The sequence below is a fragment of the Bradyrhizobium pachyrhizi genome, assembly GCF_001189245.1.
Taxonomy (GTDB): domain Bacteria; phylum Pseudomonadota; class Alphaproteobacteria; order Rhizobiales; family Xanthobacteraceae; genus Bradyrhizobium; species Bradyrhizobium pachyrhizi.
In genome coordinates this window covers 395,403-420,110 of record NZ_LFIQ01000119.1, presented here as the reverse complement: position 1 = coordinate 420,110, position 24,708 = coordinate 395,403, and the positions used below count along the sequence as shown (strand labels likewise).

General features: G+C 62.2%; 22 protein-coding genes. 15 read left to right on the top strand and 7 right to left on the bottom strand.

Annotated elements, in window-relative coordinates:
- Positions 1-1,036: 1,036 nt before the first annotated feature.
- Positions 1,037-1,678 (bottom strand): FAD-dependent oxidoreductase, encoded by a 642-nt coding sequence (locus tag AKL29_RS36875; protein WP_050387525.1) that lies wholly within the window; start codon positions 1,676-1,678, stop codon positions 1,037-1,039.
- A 401-nt stretch (positions 1,679-2,079) separates the two neighbouring features.
- Here AKL29_RS36875 and AKL29_RS36870 point away from each other — a divergent pair, with 401 nt between their 5' ends.
- The 5 genes from AKL29_RS36870 to AKL29_RS36850 all read left to right on the top strand — a co-directional run bounded on the left by AKL29_RS36870 (position 2,080) and on the right by AKL29_RS36850 (position 7,832).
- Positions 2,080-3,066 (top strand): transporter substrate-binding domain-containing protein, encoded by a 987-nt coding sequence (locus AKL29_RS36870; RefSeq protein WP_244482627.1) that lies wholly within the window; start codon positions 2,080-2,082, stop codon positions 3,064-3,066.
- Positions 3,067-3,852: 786 nt separating this feature from the next.
- The gene (locus AKL29_RS36865; protein WP_050387524.1) at positions 3,853-4,791 is read left to right on the top strand and encodes a hypothetical protein; all 939 of its coding nucleotides are present in this window, start codon (positions 3,853-3,855) and stop codon (positions 4,789-4,791) included.
- 124 nt (positions 4,792-4,915) lie between these two features.
- Positions 4,916-5,743 carry an ATP-binding cassette domain-containing protein gene (locus tag AKL29_RS36860; protein ID WP_050387523.1) on the top strand — a complete coding sequence of 276 codons (828 nt, stop codon included), beginning with the start codon at positions 4,916-4,918 and terminating at the stop codon, positions 5,741-5,743.
- 40 nt (positions 5,744-5,783) lie between these two features.
- Positions 5,784-7,328: an ABC transporter permease/substrate-binding protein gene (locus AKL29_RS36855; RefSeq protein ID WP_050387598.1), complete on the top strand. Its 1,545-nt coding sequence runs from the start codon at positions 5,784-5,786 to the stop codon at positions 7,326-7,328.
- A 93-nt stretch (positions 7,329-7,421) separates the two neighbouring features.
- Entirely contained in the window at positions 7,422-7,832 is a 411-nt protein-coding gene (locus tag AKL29_RS36850) for a hypothetical protein (protein ID WP_028333433.1), read from the top strand.
- Positions 7,833-8,359: 527 nt separating this feature from the next.
- Here the strand turns inward: AKL29_RS36850 and AKL29_RS42490 are convergent.
- Positions 8,360-8,596 carry a hypothetical protein gene (locus AKL29_RS42490; RefSeq protein WP_028352098.1) on the bottom strand — a complete coding sequence of 79 codons (237 nt, stop codon included), beginning with the start codon at positions 8,594-8,596 and terminating at the stop codon, positions 8,360-8,362.
- A gap of 459 nt (positions 8,597-9,055) precedes the next feature.
- Here AKL29_RS42490 and AKL29_RS36840 point away from each other — a divergent pair, with 459 nt between their 5' ends.
- Entirely contained in the window at positions 9,056-9,271 is a 216-nt protein-coding gene (locus tag AKL29_RS36840) for a hypothetical protein (RefSeq protein ID WP_050387521.1), read from the top strand.
- A gap of 363 nt (positions 9,272-9,634) precedes the next feature.
- Here the strand turns inward: AKL29_RS36840 and AKL29_RS36835 are convergent, their stop codons facing one another.
- The 5 genes from AKL29_RS36835 to dctP form a co-directional block, all read right to left on the bottom strand.
- Positions 9,635-10,303, bottom strand: a complete 669-nt coding sequence (locus tag AKL29_RS36835) for an outer membrane protein (protein ID WP_028333430.1) — start codon at positions 10,301-10,303, stop codon at positions 9,635-9,637.
- Positions 10,304-11,048: 745 nt separating this feature from the next.
- Positions 11,049-12,578, bottom strand: a complete 1,530-nt coding sequence (locus AKL29_RS36830; protein WP_063779994.1) for a class I adenylate-forming enzyme family protein — start codon at positions 12,576-12,578, stop codon at positions 11,049-11,051.
- Between the two features lie 32 nt (positions 12,579-12,610).
- Positions 12,611-13,894 (bottom strand): TRAP transporter large permease, encoded by a 1,284-nt coding sequence (locus AKL29_RS36825; RefSeq protein ID WP_028333428.1) that lies wholly within the window; start codon positions 13,892-13,894, stop codon positions 12,611-12,613.
- Between the two features lie 110 nt (positions 13,895-14,004).
- Positions 14,005-14,508, bottom strand: coding sequence for a TRAP transporter small permease (locus tag AKL29_RS36820; protein ID WP_028333427.1), 504 nt, complete (start codon positions 14,506-14,508; stop codon positions 14,005-14,007).
- Between the two features lie 9 nt (positions 14,509-14,517).
- Positions 14,518-15,540 (bottom strand): TRAP transporter substrate-binding protein DctP, encoded by a 1,023-nt coding sequence (gene dctP / locus AKL29_RS36815; RefSeq protein WP_050387520.1) that lies wholly within the window; start codon positions 15,538-15,540, stop codon positions 14,518-14,520.
- Positions 15,541-15,917: 377 nt separating this feature from the next.
- Here dctP and AKL29_RS36810 point away from each other — a divergent pair, with 377 nt between their 5' ends.
- The 9 genes from AKL29_RS36810 (at position 15,918) to AKL29_RS36770 (ending at position 24,698) form a co-directional block, all read left to right on the top strand.
- Positions 15,918-17,105, top strand: a complete 1,188-nt coding sequence (locus tag AKL29_RS36810; protein WP_152977919.1) for an ABC transporter substrate-binding protein — start codon at positions 15,918-15,920, stop codon at positions 17,103-17,105.
- A 10-nt stretch (positions 17,106-17,115) separates the two neighbouring features.
- On the top strand, positions 17,116-17,982 hold the full coding sequence (locus tag AKL29_RS36805) for a branched-chain amino acid ABC transporter permease (RefSeq protein WP_028333424.1): 867 nt from the start codon (positions 17,116-17,118) through the stop codon (positions 17,980-17,982).
- Positions 17,983-17,986: 4 nt separating this feature from the next.
- Entirely contained in the window at positions 17,987-19,024 is a 1,038-nt protein-coding gene (locus AKL29_RS36800) for a branched-chain amino acid ABC transporter permease (RefSeq protein ID WP_028333423.1), read from the top strand.
- Complete coding sequence (locus tag AKL29_RS36795) at positions 19,021-19,779, top strand: ABC transporter ATP-binding protein (RefSeq protein WP_050387519.1); 759 nt, start codon at positions 19,021-19,023, stop codon at positions 19,777-19,779. Before AKL29_RS36800 ends, AKL29_RS36795 begins: the two co-directional genes overlap by 4 nt.
- Positions 19,779-20,471, top strand: a complete 693-nt coding sequence (locus AKL29_RS36790; RefSeq protein ID WP_050387518.1) for an ABC transporter ATP-binding protein — start codon at positions 19,779-19,781, stop codon at positions 20,469-20,471. Before AKL29_RS36795 ends, AKL29_RS36790 begins: the two co-directional genes overlap by 1 nt.
- Positions 20,471-21,865: an MmgE/PrpD family protein gene (locus AKL29_RS36785; RefSeq protein ID WP_050387596.1), complete on the top strand. Its 1,395-nt coding sequence runs from the start codon at positions 20,471-20,473 to the stop codon at positions 21,863-21,865. Before AKL29_RS36790 ends, AKL29_RS36785 begins: the two co-directional genes overlap by 1 nt.
- Positions 21,862-22,671 (top strand): SDR family NAD(P)-dependent oxidoreductase, encoded by an 810-nt coding sequence (locus tag AKL29_RS36780; protein ID WP_050387517.1) that lies wholly within the window; start codon positions 21,862-21,864, stop codon positions 22,669-22,671. The genes AKL29_RS36785 and AKL29_RS36780 overlap by 4 nt, the downstream gene beginning before the upstream one ends.
- A gap of 79 nt (positions 22,672-22,750) precedes the next feature.
- Positions 22,751-23,914, top strand: a complete 1,164-nt coding sequence (locus AKL29_RS36775; protein WP_050387516.1) for a CaiB/BaiF CoA transferase family protein — start codon at positions 22,751-22,753, stop codon at positions 23,912-23,914.
- A complete protein-coding gene (locus AKL29_RS36770) occupies positions 23,904-24,698 on the top strand; it encodes an enoyl-CoA hydratase/isomerase family protein (protein WP_050387515.1) in 795 nt (264 codons plus the stop codon). Before AKL29_RS36775 ends, AKL29_RS36770 begins: the two co-directional genes overlap by 11 nt.
- Positions 24,699-24,708 lie beyond the last annotated feature (10 nt).

Sequence of the window (24,708 nt, the reverse complement as noted above, 5' to 3'; positions counted from 1 at the left end):
GCGGTCCGGGCGTCCGCGCGAGGGTTGTTGGTCCACTCCTGAGACCGGAGGCGTGCATTCACCCATTTTGGCGTGTGGGCGGCTTGCTCCCTCGCGACAGCTCCGGCAGGCATTGCACGACCTCGGCTCAATGGAGCCGGAATGGAACCCTGTCTTGGAGAGAAAATCAACAAACCTGCGGTTCTCGGACCGCCGGAGACCGTCAGCGGTCTTGTCCAATTGCTTTGACACTATGCCTTTATGTCTAAAAATGCCTTTTATCACTTCGGTGGCATGCGGGCTGTGGGGTGGCTCACAATGATCGTCAAACTTCGGGTCCGTTCGTGATCCGGAAAGAACGCGACCACAGGCGATGACTTGTCACTCACACGCCGAGCAGATGTGGGCTTGAGCGAGGCTCGGTGTTTTCATGTCGACGTGCACATGAAGGGCTGGCCGAGCCGTGTGCATGACGCGGCGCGAACGCGCGCCAAAGGACGGTCACTGGCTCTCTTAGCTTTCGACGCTTTGCTTTCGTTCCAGTCTTCATGAGGCTGCGCCTTCTGAACAAGCTCAACTTCCAAATTGAGGCTCAACGTATTGAAAACACTGGAGCGGAAAATGACGTGGCGATCCCGGCAGGAGGGATATCTCAAGCAAATTCAATGGCATGGACTGGATAACCCCGCGAATAATGCCGCCATTGCCCAGCGTTTTCGTTGTGGTGGCTGCCGTGTTCGTCGCTGAAAGGGATATTGAACAAAACGGACTAGCCATTCTGCCTGTCGCGGGGGCTGCCCGACTGCAGGGATTGGATGGTTTTCAGTGCTGTGGGTTGACCAGGATCGGCTTACTGGTCGGGACTGCTAGCCCGTCTCCGTGGGCCGTTCGAACGTCGCGATACTTGCCGAAATTTGCGGAAATCTCCCTTGCGACGGGCGACCGGGAAGGTCCCCAACCTCTCCCGACTGGGTCGCAGGCGATACATTCTCGAACCGGTGCGCTTGCGAGCCTATGCTCAAGCCGATCTGTCCTGCCGCCATCACCGCAGCCCGGGTCAAGATCCCTCCGTAGGTGGGGTAGGCTCAGCCGCGACGTTCAGCCGCTTCGTATCTGCGACCCAACCCACCGCCACAACCGCAAGCGAGGCTTCAGCATCCAACCGGGCTCCATTCTTCGTAAAGACCATGCGCACGCCAGCGGGTGTCTTCGCGAACGCCTCGATGGTGCCGAAACTCTCGTGCACCGCTATTCCCGATTGCCGCAGGGCGATCGCGGCCGCAGCTGAAATGTCAGCGTCTTCCGTGGCCAGAATGCGCGGACCGGCTTCGAACAGCTGAACGCGTGAGCCGAATGCATTGAAGATCGAGGCAACCTGAACACCCGTCGCACCTGCCCGACGACGATCATGGATGGCGAGACCGAAGTCAGGGCCCATGCATCGCCGTGGGTGCCTGTCAGCTCGAAGCCGGGGGATAAGCAGTAGCCGGCTCTCTCCGCCGGTGCAAATGATGATCTTGTCGGCGGAGATCCGCAGTCCGGCGCTCGTCTCGATCGTGTTCTTGTCGATGAAGCGAGCTGCACCTGCATTCTGGTGGACAGAGCATCTTGCCGTGCAGTTGCAGTTGAAGGATAGCGCCGCGAGCTGACGGACCAACCGGTCAACCGACCATGCTGAGAACGCAGCTTCGGCCGTCACCCGCAACGTCGACGATCGAGCGTCTGCGTTGTGGAATCCAACCTGAGGTCAGTTGGCCCTCCGGACATGGCCGAAGACTCCTTCGCCATTGTTTTGACGGACAGGTGTGTGACGAAGTGCTGCCAAGAGAGTAGCGGTGCTCTGGTCGGCAATCCCGGTATGCATCGAGGTGAGCAATGAGTTCATTCGAGGCTTTCCCGTTAGCTCTGCACGACCGCGACTTGGGAGGGGTCTCGCGTGAGATGGCTGCCCACAGCGCCAGGCGGGGAGATCCAATCTCGCAACGCAAGCGGACGTCGATTCGACCGGTCTGGTTATGCATCTTGACGCTGGCGGTGGCCGCGTTCGGCTCCGGCGCCCTTCACGCACAAGCTGCCACGGCCCCTGACAGGGAACTAGTCGTGGCGACCAAGCAGGCCCCTCCATTTGCCATCAAGCAGCCGGATGGGAGCTGGAGCGGTATGAGCATCGCGCTCTGGAAAAGGATCGCCGATCAGGCACACCTACGTTTTCGCCTGGTCGAAACCCAGGGCGTGCCGGATTTGCTGGACGGCGTCGCAAACGGCAGATTCGACGTTGGCGTCGCGGCAGTCACTGTGACCGCCGAGCGTGCGCGCAAGGTCGATTTTACACAGCCGTTTTACAACACCGGGCTCGGCGTTGCGGTGCCGGTCAACGAAAACCCCTGGGTCGCGATCGGACGGGCGCTTCTCTCTTTCGGATTCTTCCAGGCCGTCGCGGTGCTGCTTGGTTTCGCAATGGCGGTCGGATTCCTGATCTGGATGCTGGAACGGCGCAAAACCGAGCACTTCGGTGGCGGCGCCAAGGGACTCGGCTCCAGCTTCTGGTGGTCGACCATCGCCATGACGCAAGCGGGGGCCGCTCAGAATGCTCCGACAACCCTCCCCGGCAGGATCGTCGCAATGGGATGGATGATCGCTTCCGTGATCGCGATTGCGGTGTTCACCGCCGGTATCACCTCCACCCTGACGCGCAGAGGGCTCGAGGGCGCCGTTCACGGCTTCAACGACCTGCGTTCCGTGCGCGTCGGCGCGGTCGCGAACTCCGCGACTGCCGACTACCTCGCTCGTCAGCGGCTTTCGTTTCGAACGTTTCCGGACATCCAAGGCGGCCTCTCCGCGCTGGGGCGCGGGACAATCGATGCCTTTGTTCATGACAAGCCGTTGCTGACCTGGATGGTTCGCAGCGACTTCTCGGCCTCGGCTCGCGTCGTCGATACCAGCTTCAGCAGCGAGAGCTATGCGATCGTACTGCCCAAAGACAGCGCCTTGCGGCCGATGCTCGATCTCGCCGTACTCGATCAAATCGAAGGTGATTGGTGGCAGCAGACAGTGTTCGAGACGCTTGGAAACGCTCAATCTCGCTGACGATACCCTGCGAGGAGCCCGGTCCGTTCAGTGCTGTCAGGCTCTCATCGTTGGAGCGGAACCGACAAAGTTCCGAACATCGGCCTCGCGAGCGATGCAAACCGTCAATAGCCCTGTGCGCATGCGCGAGTTGCTGTTCCACCAAATCAGCTTCAAGCTTGGTTCATCCTCGGCGTGGCGACTTGGCGCATTTTCTAACATGGCCCCCAAACCACGTGCGTGAGTTGCCGTTGCCGAGGAACTGCTCCAGCGCGCCTTATCCGTAGGCCGAGTTCGATCCATCGGCCAACTACGCGGGCCAATCATTCCCATCTGAGCGGCCTTCCTATTGGCGCGGTCTCAACCTGTTGTCGGCAACTGTGCTGGTGCGAGTGCATTCCATGCTTCTGCGAGATGTTCTCCGGCGCGGCGACTGGCGCCACCGGTCACGCAACGCGAGCGTGATATCCCAACTGTCGCGTCCGTGCCTGACCAGCATTGTCGACTATCGAGGCCGGCTGCCCGCACGCTTTCATTCGTGCAGCATTAGAATTGATTTCTTTCTCTGCCGGAGCGACCGGCGTGTTCGGCATCATCCTGACCGCACATCAAGCCGCCCCAACCAGCGATGGTTTCGAAAAAGAGGCCGCGTTACACGCGCGTGCACATCGGGGCGCAGCGCAGTTCCACGAAGCGAGGTTGAAAAAGCGCAATGGGTTTATGCGTCGGTCAATCTCTACAATAAGGTATCAAGCACTTGAACGCAGCAGCCGTCGAGTGGCTTGTAAGTTGAAATAGGAGACCGGGTTGCAAACACATTTTTCGCGCATCAATCAGTCCAAGGCCGTCTTCGATGATATTTATGCCCTGGATGATCCCAGGGCGTATTTCTCTGTCCTGGGAGATTTGGATTACATGATCCCGGACGTGGCTGAGCCGGTTGTGCGCCAAATTCTGGCAGCGAAGGTTTCGGAAACCGGCGTCAAGCCGACCGTGCTTGATGTTGGCTGTTCATACGGAATCAACGCAGCGGTGCATCGGTTTCCACTGACTTTCGGGGGCTTGCGCCATCGCTACGCTCGACGCGAGATGAGGGCGATCGGTTCTGAGACATTGGTGCGTCTCGATCGCAATTTTTATGCGGCCTGGCCGGATGTCGGTCTCGCGCGATTTATCGGTCTCGATGTATCGGCGCCGGCGATAAGGTATGCAACGGGTGTTGGTCTGCTTGAGCAGGGCATTGTCGCAGATCTTGAAACGGAGGCGCTCTCGACGGACAGCGCGCATCTTATCCGATCCGCGGATGTCATCATGTCGACGGGGTGCATCGGCTACGTCACCGAGAAGACGTTTAGCAAGATTCTCGATGCGACGGAGAAGCGTCCATGGATCATTTCGTTCGTGCTACGAATGTTCCCGTTCGATTCTCTAGCCGCGACGTTCGCGAAGCGTGGCCTTGTGACGGAGCGTCTTGCCGGCGCGACTTTTATCCAGCGTCGTTTTCGCGATGCTGATGAGTTTGAGAGTTGCTTGGCCAGCCTGGCGGCTCTTGGCATCGATGCCACCGGTCTTGAGTCGGAAGGGCTGTTTCACGCCGATCTGATGTTGTCCCGGCCTGAGGCGGATGCGCGCGCCGCTCCCCTGGAAGACATCGTCACTGTTGCCAGCGGCAGGGGGCGTCCGATCGGACCCCGTTATGTCCATGTTGAGGGCGACGACGGCCTGCAGGTCGCGCTGGAGCCGTGACGGGCTCGCCTTCCGAAGATGGGCGTGGGTGTGACCCAGGAACCCGTGCACCCAAGTGGATCATGCCCTGACTCCTGCTTGGCTACTTTCTGCCAGTTCTGCAGTCTACAGGGAGGCCCTGTTCATGACAGCTTCGCCGATTTCGAATCCGTCTAATTCCGCGCCGTATATCGAGATCGATGCCGTATCAAAATCCTACGATGGGGGGCGGAGTGTTGCTGTTTCCAACGTATCGCTCGACGTACAGCAGGGTTCACTGGTCGCGCTCGTGGGCGGCTCGGGATCCGGCAAGACCACGCTACTGAAGACCATCAATCGACTGGTCGATCCTGACGTTGGAGAAGTCAGGATCGACGGAGTGCCTGTAAGCGAAGCCGAACCGCCGATGCTGCGGCGGAGCATCGGCTACGTCTTTCAGGGGATCGGTTTGTTTCCGCACATGCGAGTTGCCGACAACATTGCCGTAACGCTCAAATTGCGTGGCTGGCAGGCGAGCGAGATCGAAGCGCGGGTGGCCGAGATGCTGGATATGGTGGACTTGCCGCAGGATTACGCCAGCCGCTTTCCGCACATGCTGTCCGGAGGTCAGCGCCAACGGGTCGGCGTCGCGCGTGCAATCGCCGCCCGACCGCGCATTGTTCTGATGGATGAGCCGCTGGGTGCACTCGATCCTGTCACCCGCGACAGCCTGGGTTCTTCCTACCGCGAGCTGCACGACCGGTTCGGCATGACGACGCTGATGGTGACCCATGACATCCAGGAAGCTGCGTTGATGGCTGATCGAATCGTCGTCATGAAGAACGGCCGCGTACTTGCGGACGATACGCCGCACACTTTGATGATGGGCTCTGGTTCTGACGATCCGGACGTGACCGCCTTGATGGAAGTGCCGCGACGTCAAGCGGAGCGCATCGCCGCGCTTGCGACTCAGAACGGACCTGCCCGTGCCTGATGCCGGCGCTGAGCTGCTTTCCAGTGCCCGATTAGACGCCTTGTTCGACGCCTGGCGCCTGCTTCCCACCTATCTCACACCGCATATTGTACTTTGCGCCACGGCGCTTGCGCTTGGACTACTCGTCAGCCTGCCGCTGGCTGCCCTCGCGGCGGAACGACCATGGCTACGCAGGCTGGTGCTTGCGATCGCGAGCTTGATCCAGACCATACCGGGACTTGCGTTGCTCGCACTGTTCTATCCGTTGCTCCTTGCGCTCTCGACATTGACGGCACGGCTCTTCGGCTTCGGCATCCCCGCGCTGGGATTCCTGCCGACGCTGATTGCATTGACGCTCTATGCGATGCTTCCGATTTTGCGCAACAGTGTGGTTGGCTTGAATGGCGTCAGTCCTGCTATCGTCGAAGCGGCAGAAGGCGTTGGTATGACGCCTCAGCAGATTCTGACACGCGTCAAGGCGCCGCTCGCCACGCCCGTCATCATGGCCGGGGTGCGGACTGCAGCTGTATGGACGATTGGAGCAGCCACGCTTTCCACGCCCGTCGGCCAAACCAGCCTTGGCAATTACATCTTTACGGGGTTGCAAACCGAGAACTGGGTTTCCGTGCTGTTCGGCTGCATCGCCGCGGCCGGGCTTGCTCTGATCACCGACTTCTGTCTCGGTCTCGTGGAGACAGGGGCGTCTGAACGCAGCAGGAAGCGTGTGGTGTTCGGTGTCGCCGGACTTGCCCTCGGCACGCTCGCCGGTTTCACGCCGCTGCTCTCGAACGAAGCAGAAACCTATGTCATCGGCGCGAAGAGCTTCTCCGAACAGTTCATTCTGGCGAACCTGATGGGTGACCGGCTGAAGGCTGAAGGAGTCGGCGTAACGCGCAAGGATGGGCTCGGTTCGGCTATCGCCTTTCGCGCGCTGGCTCACAATGACATTGATGCTTACGTCGATTACTCCGGCACGCTCTGGCGCAACGTTATTGGTCGCACCGATATGCCGTCGCGCGAGGAGATGCAGGCGGAGATCGTCCGCTGGATGAAAGCGGAGCAGGGCGTCACGGTGCTTGGCGCGCTTGGTTTCGAAAACGCCTACGTTCTCGCGATGAAACGGGAGAGAGCGCAGGCACTAAACGTCACCTCGATTGCTGATCTTGCTCGTGTTGCACCTCAACTCACCATCGGCGATGACCTTGAGTTCCTGGGGCGACCGGAATGGCGCTCGCTCAGGAATGCCTATGGTCTGTCGTTCAGAACGCGACGCTCGTTCAATCCGACGATCATGTATCATGCTCTCGAGGCCGGCGAGGCCGATGTCATCTCCGCGTTCTCGAGCGACGGGCGTATCGCGGCGCTTGATCTTCTCGTGCTGGCTGACCCGAAGCACGCGATACCTTCCTATGATGCGCTGATCCTCATCGCGCCGAAGCGCGCCGCCGATGCGCGGCTGAAGCGAGCACTTGCTCCGCTTGTCGGCTCGGTTCCCGTTGAGGCTATGCGCGCCGCTAACCTCTTAGTCGACGGTGATACGGACAAGGCGTCTCCGGAAGAGGCAGCGCGAGCCTTGGCAAAGGCCGTGCATTTGCAGTCACGATAAATACGAGAACACGATCAGGAGCGTTCTCGTTCGAGGCTCGACCATCGCCGATGAGTCGCGCTCGAGGTCCCGAACGAAATTGCGCGTCTTGCAATGAGCGATCAGTTCGGCAGCGTGGTCGGGCGCCGTTGGCAATGCTTTTGCGGTGACGCGAAGCTCCGGTCCAAGCTGGGGGCATTCGGATTCATAATGACGCCACGAATCGTTGTCACGAACGTACAACCGTATTTGGGGATGACAATGCGGGCAAAAAGAGTGGAAAGGGCGGTTGGTTCCAACCAATCGCTACTCGAGCTGCTCCAGGCAGAACTTGCAGCCCTCAATTCGCAAATCGAAGCGATCGAAAAGACACGGGCAGAAACGCAATCGATCGATGAGTTGAGAGAGTGTGCGATCCGCGCGTGTCGACGAATCGACGAGATTCGTTCCGTCGTTGCCGCCGAACAGTCGAACGACGCGCCCAAGAGCGCAACTCCTGAATCTCCGTCTACAGTTGCCCGTTGAAGCATGTTCGAGACGCTGTTTTAGGTATCGCCGGCAGCGTGGTCCATCTCTCGGGTTCCTGGGCACTAGACGCGATCAAGGCGCTGGCCGAGGGGACGGCGATGCTCCGCTCGCTCGCCTGCGGCGGTCGTCCTGAAGGCGACGACGAATCTCGGCCCGCGCCATGCGCTTGGGTACCACCCTAGCCAAAATCGTCCGATAGATCCCAACAGCCGCGCGTGTCGCAATCAGCCAACTTCCGGGTGTAGCGCGATCAGCAAGATCGCCACCGCGACCACTGCGAGCCAGCATTCAGCGGCGATGATGGCCCATTCGGTGCCTGTTCGAGTTTTCATTGGCGCCACCTTTTTCGACGGCTCCGACGTGAGTCTGAGGGGCTTCAACGTCGAAGCCGTCTTCGCCAGTGCTTCGGACTATCCGAGTTTGATGCGCTGCGGGGCTCGGCTGATCCGAGCGATTGATCAGATCACACTCGGCCTTGGATAGAAGTGCACTTTGTGCCAACACAACCAGTTCCGCTGCCCGTCCTATCGTGCGGCACCCAACTGTGTTGCCGCGAGTGCATTCCAGGCCAAGCCGAAGCTCAGTCCGATGGACGACACTTGATCCGTGTTAAGCGCAAGCCTGATTTCCCATCCGCGTCCATGCTGGCGTGAAATCAAAACCTCGGACGATCCAAATCCGCGCACGTCGCGTTTCCATTCACGCAGCATTAGAATCAATTCCTTCTCTTCCGCGCTCACTTCTATTCTCGACATCGCCATCACCGCGCATCAAGCCACCCCAACCGGCAAAGCTATTGAGCGCGGGAACGCCGCGTCAACACGCGCGCGTGCATATCCGACAACGGCACTTGATGGCTGCCGACCCATCTCGCAAGCTCCGCTGACGCAAGCGACGGCCCCGACGTGCTGTCTGAGGGCCGCGCCGGAGCCGTCTTTGCCAGTATTTCGGATTGGCCGAGCCGATGCGCGTGCTCGGTCGATCCGATGCACGCAATGAGATCACAACCGCCTCGTGATGGGATGTGCAGTCCGTGCCAACAGCACAGGTTCCATGGTCACGATTGCATCATAATCAATCAACAACCAAAACGCCCACGCGTGTTGCTGTTCCATCGAATGCGTTTCACTTTGGATTTTCCTCGGCGGTGGTGGGCGACTCATGATCCAGCACTGGACTCGCAAAGTGTGTCGGCTAGCACTCGCCGGGGAACGGAGGCCATGATGAAACGCTGCGACCGCAAGCGCTCCGACATGACGCCGTGCGTGATTACCGACGGCGCGGATGCCTATAGCTTCGAGAGCGATCAGGACACTCACCCGATCTGCGTTGGCTGCGGTCGCAGCCCGCAAGTTACAGGCGTGGCGCCACCCGCCGATTGGGCTGAGCAGGTTGCCGACTATCTGAAGGCCGTGCAGATCAGGCATCGGCGCTGAAGCCTCGCGGCGCGCGGCGCCCATGCGGCAAATCCGACCGGCCTGCCCAAATCAACCAGCCTGGCCGAACCGCTCGCAACGGGCCTCCTGTTCGCGCTCCATCAGCCCGATGAGCGTTAGCTGCCATCGTCCTCTGGAGGTCAGTTCCATGACGCATTGATCGTCGTGCGTCATGTCGTCACTGATCGGTCCGTTGAGGATGCTCGGAGTAGTGCGCGGTCGCCTCGTATTGGCGCTCACGGCGTTGCGTCAGTCGACCGCGCTGGAGGCTTCCAATCCGGGAGGAACCACCGCTCCAACGAAAAAGCTCCGGGCCTTTGTCTGGGCCCGGAGCTTTCATGTCGCTTGGAGTTAAGCGAGCGATCAGTACCTAGCGACGGCCGGGCCGCCCAGGTTGAACCTGTAGTTCAAGCCCGCCTTGATGGTGTGCTGGTCGTTGCGGAAGCTGCCGATAAAGCCGAGAGAATCGGACACGTTGACGGTGCCGAAGTCATAGTACTGGTATTCGAGCTTGCCCGACCAGTTCTGGGTAAACATGTATTCGAGACCGGCACCGACGGTGTAGCCGTCACGGCCGCCGTCGCCGCCGAAGCCGTTTGAGAAGCGCGTGTCAGCCCAGGCATAGCCGCCCTTGACGTAAAGCAGCGCCGGACCCCAGGTGTAGCCGAGGCGGCCGGTTACCGAACCGAGGCCGCGATTAGCGAAGCTCGAACTGGTATCCAGAAAACTGTAGTTGGCTTCAAGACCCATCACCCAGTTCGGCGCGAACTGGTAATCATAGCCAGCCTGCACGCCGCCCATGAACACACCGTCGTTGCCACCGCCGAAGCCGGGGGCGAGGACGTTGTCGTTGCCACCGAACGCACCACCGACGTGACCACCGATGTAGAACCCGGTCCAGTTGTAGATCGGGGTCGGAGCAACATAGGGCGGAGCCTTGGTGTAGGGCTGAGGCGCGAGATCAGCCGCGGAAGCGGGCGCGACCGCGCCGAGCGCGATCATGCTGGCGGTGACAAGCAGAATTTTCTTCATCTTTTTCATTCCAACTTTCTTGTACTAGCCCGGCCCCAAGTTCATCGCCTATCAGACACGTGCGGAATTGCTGTAACCTGGCTGCAACAGGCGGCGCCAAACGCGGGCCGCTCACGGCAAGGACAAGGAACGCTTGGCGTTAGGCGAGCTCGGAACTTTCGTGACGCGGGTTATGCATTGCAGATCACATTCCGGCGCAACGCGCCGGTGGATAGATGGTTGTGTTCGCATGGAACTGGGGCGAGCCCGAAGACGAATGAGAGCGAAGCGCGGGCCTGCAGTGCTTGTCGAGCCAAAAGGGAGACTCACTGTCGGGCTTCTGTCCCGCAGCGGAACGAAGTGGGAGGCCCGACGCATACCAGCCCCGCGTCGCAGTCTTTTTGCGTGCACGCAACACCCGCCCGATATCTCTGGCGGATTGATCCAGCGATAATGCAGGGCAGCGTCCCGATGATGGGAGTCCCGAACCGGGCTGCGTCAATTACCGGAGAGGATGTAGCGTCAGACTCGGCCGATGAGCCACGAGCTAAGGCCAAGGGGGCGATGACGACTCCAACTATTGGGGCAAACGCCACATAATGGCGACAGGTCATCGATTGGGGCGCTACGTAAGCCTTCTCGTTCGCTGGACGGCGCCGTTCTCGTGAAACCGGCGTGCTGTGCGTTCCGCCGGAGTAAAGTGCCCGTAATGCGGCCACACTCTCTGCGCCTGCAACGCGAACTCGGCTTCGTCGCTCGCGCTGAACTAGGAGCGCTTTTCGAGCCGCGGCCGCGGCCCTTCGGTGATGCGGAACCGGGACAGCACGTCGGTGCGAATGGCGCCGCGGAGGATCTTGCCGATCCCATTGCGCGGCAATTCGTCGAGGGCAATCAGCAGGCGCGGGCGCTTGTAGTCGGTCATGGTCGGCACCACGCGATTGATACGCTCCTCCCAGCCTGGCGCAGGATTTTCCACCGCCGCCAGAATGACCTCGCCCCAATAGTCCGAGGGAATGCCGACCACCGCGACTTCCGATGGCTGCAGCGCCGGCGCAAGCAATCGTTCGACCTCTTCCGGCGCTACTTTGTAGCCGCCCGACTTGATGACGTCGGCGCTACGGCCGGTGAGGTGCAGCCGGCCGCATGCATCGAGATAGCCGAGATCGCCGGTTTCGTGGAATTCATTCGGTGCGAGCGCGCTAAAACCATCGGTGGTGAGATACCCGGTCATCAGGTGTTGTGCACGGATCAGAACCTCGCCGTCGCCGCCCGCCGCGGCCGGCCGGCCGTCCTCGCCGCGGATGACGACCTCAACACCAGGAGCGGGCCAGCCGACGCAGGCGTCCTCGCCTCCGGATGCATACCAGGACTCGGTCTCCTCGGCTTCGAGCACCGTGATCGGATTGAATACCTCGCTCTTGCCATAGGTGACCCGCACCACCGGGCCGAACATCTCCCTGACGCGCACATAGAGCGTGGGCTTCAGCACCGCCGTGCCGCAGAAGATCGTGCGCAGCGACGAGAACTGGCACGTGCCCGCGGCGGCCACGATCTTTGCCAGCACGGTCGGCGGCGCAAACATCGCATCGCATGCGCCGCGTGCGAGGATATCAAGTACGCGCGGCGGGTCGACGCCGTCGAGCAGTGTCACGGCCGCACCCGACGACAGATAGGCATGCGTCATCAACGAGGAGCCGTGCGAGAATGGTGTCATCAGCAGCACATTGCTGCCGGTACCCGGCCGGAACGGCAGGTTCGCCCGCAGCAATATGTTGGCCGTCCAGCGGCCGATCTGGGTGTGAACCGCGCCTTTCGGGCGACCAGTGGTACCAGAGGTGAAGACGATACGCGCCGGCGCGTCGCCGTCGACCTGCGGGAAGGCGGCCGGATCCAACGCGGTCCGTTCGATGCTTTCGACCTCGATGATGTTCGGACCGCCGGCAGTCCTTTCGGTCGCGATGGCCGCGCCGGTGATCAACAGGCGAACGTTGGAGACCGCGAGGCAGTAAGCGCGTTCGTCGCTGCTCAGCGCAGGGTTGATCGGGACTTCGACGGCGCCCGCCAGCATGACGCCGAAAGTGGCCGCAACGGCGTCGGCGCTGTTGCGGAACAAGGTAGCCACGGCATCTGTCGGGCCGACCCCGGCCTGGATCAGGGCATCCGCAACGCCGGCGGCTTTGGCGAACAACTCCGCATAGGACGTTGTGCCGGCGGCGTCGACGACGGCCGGCCTGTTGCCGTAGCGGAGCGCGAGCGCGGAGAATTCGCCGGCCCAATGGATCGATTTCGATGACATGCTCGAGCTCTCCGTCGAGACGATCCGCGTTGCTAGCCCGCGCCGTAGACCAGATTGGGCAGCCAAAGCGAAAGCTGTGGGACATAGGTGATGATCGCAAGGCACAGCAGCAGCAGGCCGAGGAACGGCAGAACGCCGCGCACCACTTCGGTGACCGGCGCCGTCGAAATCGTGGCCAGCACGTAGAGGTTCAGTCCGACCGGGGGATGAACCAGCGCGATCTCCATGTTGTGGGTGAAGACGATCGCGAAATGGACGGGATCGATTCCGAGCGGTTTCAGCGCAGGCGCAAGGATCGGCATCACCACCAGCAGCGTGGCGGCGACCTCGAGAAAGCATCCGAGCACGAGCAGCAGCACGTTGATCGCGAGCAGGAATTGCCAGGGATGAAGCTGGTTGTCGAGCGTGAACTTCACCAGCGAGGCCGGGATGCCCGAGTCCGTCATCCAGTGGCCGAACGCCAAAGCGGTCGCGACGATGATCATGATCGTCGCGGCGCTCTTGATTGCCTCGGCGATCACCTCGAGCGTCTGGCTGACCTTAAAGCCGCGATAGAAGAACAGGCTGACGAGAAGAGCCACCGTGGCCGAGACCGCGGCTGCTTCGGTGACCGTCATCAGGCCGCCGTAGATTCCGACCATCACGATGAAAGGTACGCAAAGCGCGGGCAGGGCATTGAGGCTCATCCGCACCAGTTCGGTGCGTGGCACGGCCGGCTCGCGCGGCAGCTCGTATTTGTGCGAGTAGTAGAACACCCAGCCGAAGAACATCGCTGCCTGCAGCAGCCCGGGCATGATGCCGGCCAGGAACAGGCGCGGCACGGACTGCTCTGCGATCAGCCCGTAAAGAATCAGCGACAGGCTGGGTGGAATCACGATGCCGATCGTGCCGGAAGCGCCGACCACGCCAAGCGCAAAATGACGCGGATAGCCGCGCTCGATCATCGCCGGCACCAGAATGGTGCCCATGGCGAGCGCAGTCGCGACCGAGGAGCCGCAGATCGCGGCAAACAGGGTACATGACACCACCGTCACGAGACCGAGCGCGCCCCGCAATCGTCCGAACCAGGCGATCGCGACATCGACCAGTGCCTTGGCGACGCCGCCGCGCCGCATGAATGCGGCAGCCATCACGAACAACGGCAAGGCCATCAGTGTGCTGGAATTCATTTCATCGGCGATCTTCTGCGCGATCGCCACCAGAGGCTGGTCGCTGAAGCCGAACAGGACCGCCGCGCAGAGACCCAACACCAGAAAGATCGGCATTCCCGCGCAGAGCAGCCCGAAGAACATCAGCAGGAAAAGCATCGTCCACATCGTGTCGGTCTCGTTGTTGCTGGACCTGAAGCGTCCCGATGCGGGACCACGACGGTCAGTTTGCCGATGGCAGATCGGTCATCAAGACGGCTGACGTCGCCGCCGATCGCTCAGTGATCGTGAACGGCGATGACCATGGTGGCGGGATCGAAGCGGAAGACGAGCAAATATAGCTTGATGACGTAGCGCAACAGCATCAGCACGGCGCCGGTCAGGATGGCCGAGTAGTAGATCCACATCGGGAATTCGAGGCCCGTGATGCTGCGCTCGTCGAGGCTGCGGGCGACGTCGGAAACCTGGAAGCCGCAATAGGCCAGGCCGCCACAAAACAAGATCGCGACACAGCAGTTGAATGCCTCGACCCATCTTTGCCCTTGCGGCGGCAACAGTCGCAGGACGACGTCGGGCCTGACATGCCCATCGGTCCGGACCAACTGGCTCGACGCCAGAAACACCGCCCAGACCGTCAGATAGACCACTACCTCCTCGCCATTGATGAAAGCGAAATTCTTGTTCACGTAACGGCCGATGACCTGAGCGGTCCCGACCGTCAGCGCGGCGGCACCAAGAACTCCTATCAACAGGAGTTCAAGCCTGTTCCAGATCTTCATCATGGGTGGCAATCAATGGCCGACGGTCGTTACATCCGCCTGCACCTGCTGCAGCAAGGCGGGCGAAATCCGCAACTCCTTCGCGATGCCGTCCTGCAAAGGCAGCATCTTGGCGCGGACCTCAGCGAGCGCGCTCTCGGACGGCGAAACGAACACGATGCCGTTCTTTTCCAGCGTATGGCGCGCCTCGGTCTGAGCCTCTTCCATGCTCTTGCGGTAGGCATCGATGTTCTCCTGCCAGAGGTCGACGACCAGCTTCTGGAGATCCGGCGGCAGCTTCTTGTAGAAGCTCTCGCTGATCATCGGCACGTAGAACCCGACGAATTCGCGATCCGCAAAGCCATACTTCACGCCGGATTCCCAGAGCTTTGCGCTGGCAAGGCTTTCATCGGTCGAGCTCAGCCCGTCGAACGTGCCTTGCGACAGCGCCAGCGGAACGTCCGGCCAGGCTGTGACGTTCGGTGTTGCATTGAAGAACTTGGCCCGCGCCGATTGTCCGGCACCGCCGGAGTTGCGGATCTTCATGCCGGCCTGATCGGCGAAGTCGCGGATCGGCTTGTTGGTGCTGTAGGTGTTTTGATATCCGAGCTGCAGCCAGGGGCCGAGCAATTTGACATCGAGCTTGCTCTCGAATTGCTTGTTGATGATCTCGCCGATCTTGCCGTCGGCAGCAGCATAGACCACCGGATAGGGCTGCCCGAAAAATGCCGGCAGCTGGAAGACGTCTGCATCGGGGACGAAGCCGGTCAGCACCCAGGTGCCGGGGATCGCCATCTCGACGGCGCCCTGACGCAGCGCCTTCACCACGTCGCGGTCGCGAAACAACTGGCCGCTGTGGAACAGCTCGGTCGTGATCCGGCCGCCGGATTTTTCCTGCAGCTTCTTCAGGTAGTCGGCGGCAGACAATGTCCGTCCGTGTGTCGCCGAGGTGTCCACCGAAGCCCGCAGCTTGAACTGAGGTTCGGCTGCTAGCGCTCCCTGGCTGCACTGAATCGCAAGCACGGCAAGCACGGCCGTCACGGCGCCCCGCATCATCGAGTTTCTCCCCTTGGCCGTCGTCTTCTGTGCGCGACGGGTCACGGAAGCTAACGGCCGGGCCAGATTGATTCAAGTGGAACGTTTCATTGTGCGGGTGTGTCAGTAGCGGCGCGTCGTTGGGAGTTCTGATGGATCGTTCGATCGATAGCGTAAGATACTGTTATTATTTGCATTTATTGTACGTTCGGAACGGTGACTCATCTCAAGCATAGCTGATCTGCCCTATTTTTCATGAAACGTTTCATTGACAAGGCAGCCTCCGCGCGCCTAGCGTCCCGGCGCCGAGCGATACGCGCGGCCCCGGAGCGGAACGCTTCGGGTTTCCACGCAACAAGTGGACGGCGCATGAGCCGCAACAAATTACGGGGGGAGTGATGAGCACTACGCGGAGAAATCTGCTGTTGTCCGGCATCGCCGTCGGCGCTGCGCTGGCCAGTTCGAATGTCTCGGTGATGGCGGCGGGACAGGAATTGACGCTCGGCGTCGTCGGCGTTCTGTCGGGTCCCGCTGCGCAATGGGGCCTCGCGCTGCGCGGCGCGGTCGAACTCGTCGCTGCCGAGGCCAACCGGGACGGCCTGATCAAGGTCGACGGGGCGCCATGCAAGGTCAACGTCGTCGCCATCGACAGCAAGTACACGGCCGAAGGCGCTGCCGCTGCAGCCAACACGCTGGCAGGGCAGGGCGTCAAATTCATCATCGGCCCGATCGGCTCGCCCGAGCTCACCGGCGTGAAGCCGATCGCCAAGCGCAATTCGATGCTGGTGATGGGCAACGGCTACGCCAAGGATGCACTATCGCCGCAGTTGCCGCTGGTCTTTCACATGGGGCCGGGTCCTTCGGGCTGGGCCGAGCCGATCATCAAGATCGCCAAGCAGAAGTTCGGCATGAAGAGCGTGGTGCTGGTCGCGCCGAACGACCAGGGCGGCACGGATATCGCGAGCGTCGACGCCGACGCATACAAGAGAACCGGCATCACCGCTTCTGAAGAATATTATCAGCGTGGCACCACCAATTTCGCGCCGATCGTGACCCGGATCATGAACGCCAAGCCTGATGCCGTCGATCTCGCTTCATCGCCACCTGGCGACGCCGGCATCATCGTGAAGCAATTGCGTCAGGCTGGCTTTGAGGGACCGATCGGACGTCTCGGCGGTCCGGGATACACCGAAATCTCCCGCGTCGCCGGTGGCGATGAGGTGCTGAAGGACTTCTATTGGTACGAGCCGGTTCTCATTGACGAGAAAGTGCAATTGATCGCCGACGAGTACAAGAAGCTGCTCGGCGCCGAGCGGCCGGAAAACAATCTGTTCTTTCAGTGGGTCTCCGCCGCCCGCATGGTAACCAAAGCCATCGCCAAGGCCGGTACCATCTCGGACACGGCCAAGGTTGCCGAGGCCCTGCGATCGTTGCCGGTTGAGGATCCCAATATCGGTCCCGGTCACTGGATCGGGCAGGATTTCTTCGGCATCAACCAGGAACTGTCGTTCCCGTTCGGCGTCGGGCTAGTGGAAAAAGGCAAGCTGCAACCGACCATCAGGGTCGAAGCGGCCGGCGGCAAGTAGCGGGTACTCCGTGCAAGGTTTTGTCGCCACCTGCCTCATCGGCATCAGCCTGGGTGCGCAGTACGCGCTGCTCGCCCTCGGCTTCACCCTGATCTTCGGCATTCTCGGAGTCGTCAATTTCGCACATGGCGGCTTCTACGTTCTCGGAGGATATCTCGCCTATTCCGCGGTGACCTATCTCGGTATGCCCTACGCGCTGGCGGTGATCTGCGCGGCGCTGGGCACCACGCTGCTCGGATTCCTGTTCGAACGCTTCGTGCTGGATCGCGTGATCGACGATCATCTGGCGACACTGATGCTGACGCTCGGCCTCTATTTGATGATGTCGAGCGGCATATTGGTGGTATTCGGACCGCAATCTCCGGCCTTCGCCTTTCCATTGACCGGTGTCATTCACGGCCATGGCTTCTTTGTGCCGATCGAGAATCTCGTGGTGCTGGGCGTCTGCATCGTCGGAATCCTGTCGATCTACGGCCTGATCTATTACACCGATTTCGGTCGCGCGCTGCGTGCGCTGGCTGATGACCGCGCGGTGGCGACGGCGCAGGGACTGCGTCCGGCGATTCTGTTTCCGGCCGCCTTCGCCCTGGCGACGGGGCTCGCCGGCCTCACCGGCGCGCTGGTCACACCGATCCTGTCGCTTGCGCCGCATATCGGCGATCCTGTGCTGGCGACGTCCTTCCTGATCGTCATTCTCGGCGGTCTCGGTAGCGTCGGTGGTGCGACAGTCGCGGCTTTCATCGTCGGCATGGCGGAGGCGTTCTCGGCGGTCTATCTCGGTGGCTCGAAGGGCGCACTCGCGCTGTTCGTGCTCGTCCTGGTCATGCTGGTCGTCAAGCCATCGGGTCTGTTCGGCCACCGGGTTCGGGGAGCTTGAGCACATGACAGCCCGCACCCTTTCCAAGCGCGGCGACCTGGCCGAGGCAGCAAGCGTCGTGGTTATCGCGGCCGCTTTCGTAGTTCCCTGGCTCAGCCAGAACCCGATGGTCTATTCGCTGGCCAACCAGATGCTGATCGCGATTACGGCCGCGTTCAGCGTCTACATCATGCTGCGCATGAATCTGATGACCTTCGCGGTGCCGACCTTCATGGCGATCGGCGGTTACACCGTCGCGATCCTGGGGCTTCGTCACGGCGTGACCGATGTGCTGCTGCTGGGGCTTGCGAGCTTCGTGGTGCCGGCGCTGTTTGCGCTGCCGCTCGGTGCGCTGGTGCTCCGTCTGACCGGCGTCTATTTCGTGCTGGTCACGTTCGTTCTCACCGAGATCACGCAACTGTTGCTGTTTGAAACGCCGGGATGGACCGGCGGGTCCAATGGACTGGTCGGCATGCCGGCCGTGACGCTGTTCGGGCTGGAGCTCGCCGACAACCGCGCGGTGCTGCAGGTCACGATCGGGCTGGCGCTCGCCGGCGCTATCGTCACCGCTGCGGTGACCCGCACGCTGCGCCAGCATTTCGCGGCGATCGAGGAGAACGAACTGCTCGCCCAGAGTCTCGGCCTTGTCGTCTGGCACTACAAGGCGTTCGGCTTCGCCATCGCGGCGGGTGTATCCGGGCTCGCCGGCTTCGCTCTCGTCAACATGCTGCTCACCGCTCATCCGACCTCGTTCAGCGCGCTGTCATCGGTCAACTACATTGCCTATGCGATCATCGGTGGGAAGAGCAGCATGCTTGGCCCGGTTGTCGGTGGCGCTCTCCTGATCTGGGCGGGAGACGTCTTCGCACTGCGCGGGGAGTATTCCCAGTTCCTGTTCGGCTTCCTGATCGTGGTGGTGGTGCTGGTCGCGCGCGAGGGCGTCGTCGGGACGATCCATCGCCTCGGCGTCCGCGTGTTTTCTCCGCCGTCGCCGTCGCGGTCTTCCACCGTCGCCTCGTCGCCGACGCTGAGCGTGCCCAATGCGATGGAGCCCCTGCAATGACGACTGAACGCACCGGACGGACCGACGGCGGCGCGCTGCTCGAGGTCGCAGCCATCTCCAAGCGTTTCGGCGGGCTGCATGTCTTCGACAATATCAGCTTCGCCATCCCGCCAGGCGACGTCCTTGGCGTCATCGGGCCGAACGGCGCCGGCAAGACCACGCTCATCAACGTCATTTGCGGCATGCTGCCGCCGACCACCGGCCGGGTGCGGCTCGACGGCAAGGATATGACCGGCAAGCCGCTGCATGCCGTCAGTCGCATGGGAATTATCCGCAGCTTTCAACAGACCAACACCTTTCGTACGGCGTCGGTCCGCGAGAACATTTCGCGGGCCCTTCGCTTCAGCGGCAGTGGGCCCGGATGGGACAGCGTCGCGCCGCTGATCGACGAGTTCGAGCTCGAACCGCAACTCGACGAGCAGAGCGACAAGCTGCCGTACGGGCTCCAGAAGATGCTGGGCCTCATTCTGGCTTGCGCCGCTCGGCCGAAAGTCCTGCTGCTCGACGAGCCGGCGGCCGGTCTCGAGCGGCGGGAGCGCCTGCGGGTCGATGCTTTCGTGCGCCACGTGAGGACGGTGCTCGGTTGCGGGGTCCTGATCGTCGAGCATGACATGGATCTCGTGCGCCGCCTCTGTCCGAGAATACTGGTGCTCGATTCCGGCCGTGTTCTGGCCGAGGGCGCTCCCGCCGACGTCCTGGCACGCAAGGATGTCATCGACGCCTATCTCGGGACAGTGGACGAGGAGGCGGCCTGATGCTGGCGGTGAAAGACCTCGAAGTCCGCTACGGCGGCATCACGGCAATCAGCGGCGTCTCGATCGACGTCGCCGAGGGCGAGACGGTCCTGCTGATCGGCGCCAATGGCGCCGGCAAGTCGAGCCTGATCAACGCTATCATCGGTCTGGTCCAGGCCTCGCATGGCAGCGTGCGCTTCGCGGGCCGTGATCTCAGTGCCGTTTCCTGCGACGGGCGCGCGCGGGCCGGAATTGGTTATTCGCCCGAAGGCCGCCGCGTATTCCCGACCATGTCGGTCGCCGACAACGTCCTGAGTGGCGCCTGCTGGCACGGCGGGGCGAGCCAGCGCCAAGCCTGGGCCTGGCTCTGTGGCATCTTCCCGATCCTGAAGGAGCGCGCCAGCCAGCCGGCCGGACAATTGTCGGGGGGACAACAGCAGATCGTCGCCCTGGCGCGCGCCATGAGTTCGTTTCCCAAGCTGCTGCTGCTGGATGAGCCGTTTCTCGGACTTGCGCCGGTGTGGATCGCGCAGATCAGCGAGGCGATCCGCCATATGCAACAGCGCGGCACGACCATTCTCATGACCGAGCAGATGGCGCGTCCGGCGCTCAAGCTTGCCACACGCGGCTACGTGATGCGCGGTGGTGAGGTCAGGCGGAGCGGCACCGTTGCCGAAATTCGCGACGTTGCGCTTGCCGAGGAGTATCTATGATGTCAGCTACTCTGAACGCCACTGCGCTGCTCGGGACCTTCGCCACAACGACGTCGGCGAGCGAACTGTCCCCGGATGTCGCCACGAAGGCAGCCATTTGCCTGCTCGACTCGCTGGGGCTCGCGCTCGCGGCGCGGCACGAGCCGACGGCCGCGGCCGCGCGCGCGATGGCCGCGGAGGTGCTGCCTGGACCGCGTACCGCGCGCATCTGGGCGAGCGGCAAACATGCCGCGCTGTCCGAGGCGGTTCTCGCCAATGGCATTGCCGTTCATGCCCATTTTCAGGACGATACCGACCACGATTCATGGACGCACCCGGGATCCCTGATTGCGCCGGTCGCGGTGTCGCTTGGCGAAACGCTGGATGCGCCGCTGCGCACCGTATTGACCGCTCTTACGGTCGGCTATTCCGCGCTCAAATGGCTTGGTGCGGGTGAAGTCGTTGCCCGCGGCCTGATCCGCAGGGGCGTACGGACCAGCCCGACCTTCGGCACGATCGGTGCCGCGGCGGCGGCCGCAGCCGCACTTGGGCTCGATCCATCGAGGTCCACCAGCGCGGTTGCAATCGCGGCCTGTACGACCGGCGGCACGCTGGAGCCGGTGCGCTGCGGCTCCGATGAATGGCGCGTACAGAACGGGCGCGCCGCCCAGGGCGGGCTGGTGGCCGCGGAGCTTGCGGCGCGCGGCGTCCAGGGGGCGCCTGATGCGCTGGAAGGACCGAAGGGGTTGTTGCGCTCGCTTGCCGGCCTCGATCGCACGCCAGAACAATGGCAGCGAGGCCCCGATGTCGCGACGATGATCGGCATCATGGCAAAGCCGTTCGCAACCCTGGGCGACAATATGTCGGCGGTGCTGGCGGCGCATGTGCTTCACCGCGACGGCATCGATCTGCCGCAGGTAAAGCTGATCACCGTGACGATCTGGGAGCCCTATACGCAGTATCCGGGAACGTCCTTCAAGGGACCGTTCACGCGGACGGTGCAGACCCAGGCCAGCACCGCCTTTGCGGTCGCCGCCATGCTGCGCTACGGCCGCCTCGACTACGAGATGGGCGTCGAGCACCGCCAGGACCGGGAGATCATGGCACTCGTCGACAAGATGATCGTCGAGCCGGACGCGATCGGTACCCATCTCGACGCGACCGTCGAACTGGAGATGGAAAATGGTGCGCGTCTTCGCCGGACCGCGCGCGAGGCGCCCAAGGTTCTGGTGTTCCAGGACGAAGCCCGTGCCACTGAGGTTTTTGAGAGCCGCCTGGCCGGAACCGGAATTCCGGCCGGCGAAGGCGCCAGCCTTGCGGCCGAGGTTTTCGCTTCGGCACGTAGCGGCGGATCGATGCCTGTGCGCAGGCTGCTCGACCGCCTGACCCGATCTCAGAGGGATGCGATCAGATGAAACTTGGACTTGAAGGCAAGACTGCGATCGTCACCGGCGGCAGCAAGGGCATTGGTCTCGAGACCGTACGCTTGCTGGCGGAGGAGGGTGTCAAGGTTCTGGTCTGCGCGCGCCGCGAGGACGCGCTGGCCGAATGTCGTTCTGACGTCGAGCGGAGCACCGGCGTCAAGGTCGAAACGCTGTCGCTTGATGTGACGGATCTGAAGCAGATCGAGCGGCTGCCGGCGGTCGCCCGCGACCGTCTCGGCCGTATCGACATCCTGGTCAACAATGCCGGCACCGGCACCTACAAGCCGTTCCTCGAAGTCACCGACGAGGAATTGCAATACGGCATGGCGATCAATTTCTTCGCTCAGTTCCGTATCTGTCAGCGCATCATCCCGATCATGATCGAGCAGAACGGCGGCAGCATCGTCAACGTGTCGGGCGAAACCGGGATCATGGTGACGATGCCGCCGTTCCTGTCGTCCTGCACCGGTCCGGCCAAGTCGGCCGAAATCCGCTTCTCCAAGATTCTCGCCAACGAATTCGGGCCGCACAACATTCGCGTCAACTGCGTCGTTCCTGGGTTCGTCAATACTCCGGAACGTTTTGCAAAATGGGAGCGCGAACTCGCCAAGCGCAATCTGGGCGAAGAGGAGGCGGAAGCCGAACGCAAGCGCTGGTCGGAAAATAATTCGATGCGCAACACGCGCTGGGGCACGCCGGAGGAACTCGCCAATTTGATTGTCTTCGCGCTGTCCGACCGCGCGAGCTTCGTCAACGGCGCGGTGCTGGTTGCCGACAATGCGCAGGACAAGTCGTGAAAGCGACGCCGCTCGACGTGATGAACCGATTGATGACAACAGGAACGGCGGCGGCCCTTGCGGCGGCCGGGAGGATTTGATGGACGTTGACAAGCCGCTCGCTGGTATCACCGTGGTTGAACTCGGACACAGCGTGGCCGCCCCCTATGCCGGACTGATTCTGGCCGATCTCGGCGCTCGCGTGGTCAAGGTCGAAAATCCCAAGAGTGGCGATTATGCGCGTGGCTGGGGGCCGCCGTTCTGGAACGGGACGGCAAGTGTGTTCCATAGTCTCAATCGCGGCAAGGAAGGCATCACCGTCGATTTCGGTGCAGCGGAGGATTGCGAGAGGCTGAAGTCGCTGATCCTGAACGAGGCGGATGCCGTCATCCAGAATCTGCGGCCCGGCATTCTGGACAAGTTTGGTCTCACCGCGGATGCGCTTAGCGCCGCGAAGCCATCGCTGATCTGGTGCGACATCGGCGCGTTCGGCGCCAAGGGGCCGCTCGCCAGCAAGCCCGGCTACGATCCGCTCGCCCAGGCCAGCACCGGCATCATGAGCGTCACCGGCGAGGGCGGACGGCCGCCGGTGCGTGTCGGCGTCTCGCTGGTCGACATGGGGTCCGGCATGTGGGCAGTGATCGGCATGCTCGCTGCGTTGGTGGCGCGCAACAAGGGCGGTCAGGGTCGCAGCATTGCGACCTCGCTTTACGAGACCGGGCTCGCGTGGATGACCGTTCCGCTGGCCGGCTATGCGGCGTCAGGTGAGGTGCGCAAGCCCTATGGATCGGGCACCGCGGAAATCGCGCCCTATCAGGCATTTGAGGCGTCCGACGGATGGCTGATGATTGCCGCCGGCAACGACAATCTGTTCCGCAAGCTGTGCGTGGCGTTGAATCTCGAAGCGCTTGCGCATGATCCTGACTTCGCGACCAACGCGGCAAGGGTCGTCAACCGCGAACGACTGATCCCGCAAATCGCGGCCGCGGTGCGTAAGTATACGGCCGATGCGCTTGGCGGCATTCTCGACGGGGCCGGGGTTCCCAATGCACCGCTGCTGACCACCGATCAGGTTGCGGAGCATCCGCAAACCCGCGCGCTCGACATGATGGTGCGATGTGCCGGCGACGATATCGATCTTGTCGGCGTTCCGCTTGCCTTCGACGGTACGCGACCGCGCGCACGCACCGCTGCGCCGGCGCTCGGCCAGCACAATGCCATTCTTCGAAAGCCTGCGAGCAAGGGAGCCATCAATGCGAACTGATTTCCAGACCATCAAGGTCGAACGGCGTGATGGCGATATCCTGCTGGTCACGTTGCACCGGCCGGAAGCGTCGAATGCGATGAACACCCAGATGGGCCTCGATCTGGTGGAACTGTTCGAGGGCTTCTCGACCGACATCGAGGGGTTGCGCGCGGTGATCCTGACCGGACACGGCGACAAGGCGTTCTGCGCCGGGGGCGATCTGAAGCAGCGCAACGGCATGACGGACGAGGCCTGGCAGGCGCAGCATCTGGTCTTCGAGCGCATGCTGCGCGCTCTGCTGGGCTGTCCGATTCCCGTGATCGGCGCGATCAATGGTGCGGCCTATGGCGGCGGCTGCGAGATCGCGGCGGCGCTCGACTTCGTCTACGCCTCGACCAATGCACGCTTCGCGCTGACCGAAGTGACGCTCGGCATCATGCCAGGTGGCGGCGGCACGCAGAATCTGCCGCGCGCCGTCGGCGAGCGCCGCGCCAAGGAATTGATCCTGTCCGGGCAGCCGTTCTCGGCCGCCGAGGCCGAGCAGTGGGGGCTGGTCAATCGGGTGCTGCGGCCAGGGGAATTGCTGGAGGCGACCTTCGCCATCGCCCATCGCATCGCTGCCAATGGCCCGATCTCGGTGCGCCAGGCCAAGCAGGCGATCCATCGCGGTTTGCAGATGTCGCTCGCCGATGGCCTCGCCTTCGAGATCGAAGCCTACAACCGTCTGGTCCCGACGGCGGACCGACGCGAAGGCGTGCTGGCGTTCAACGAGCGCCGCAAACCCAACTTTCAAGGCAAGTAGGAGGAGGCGC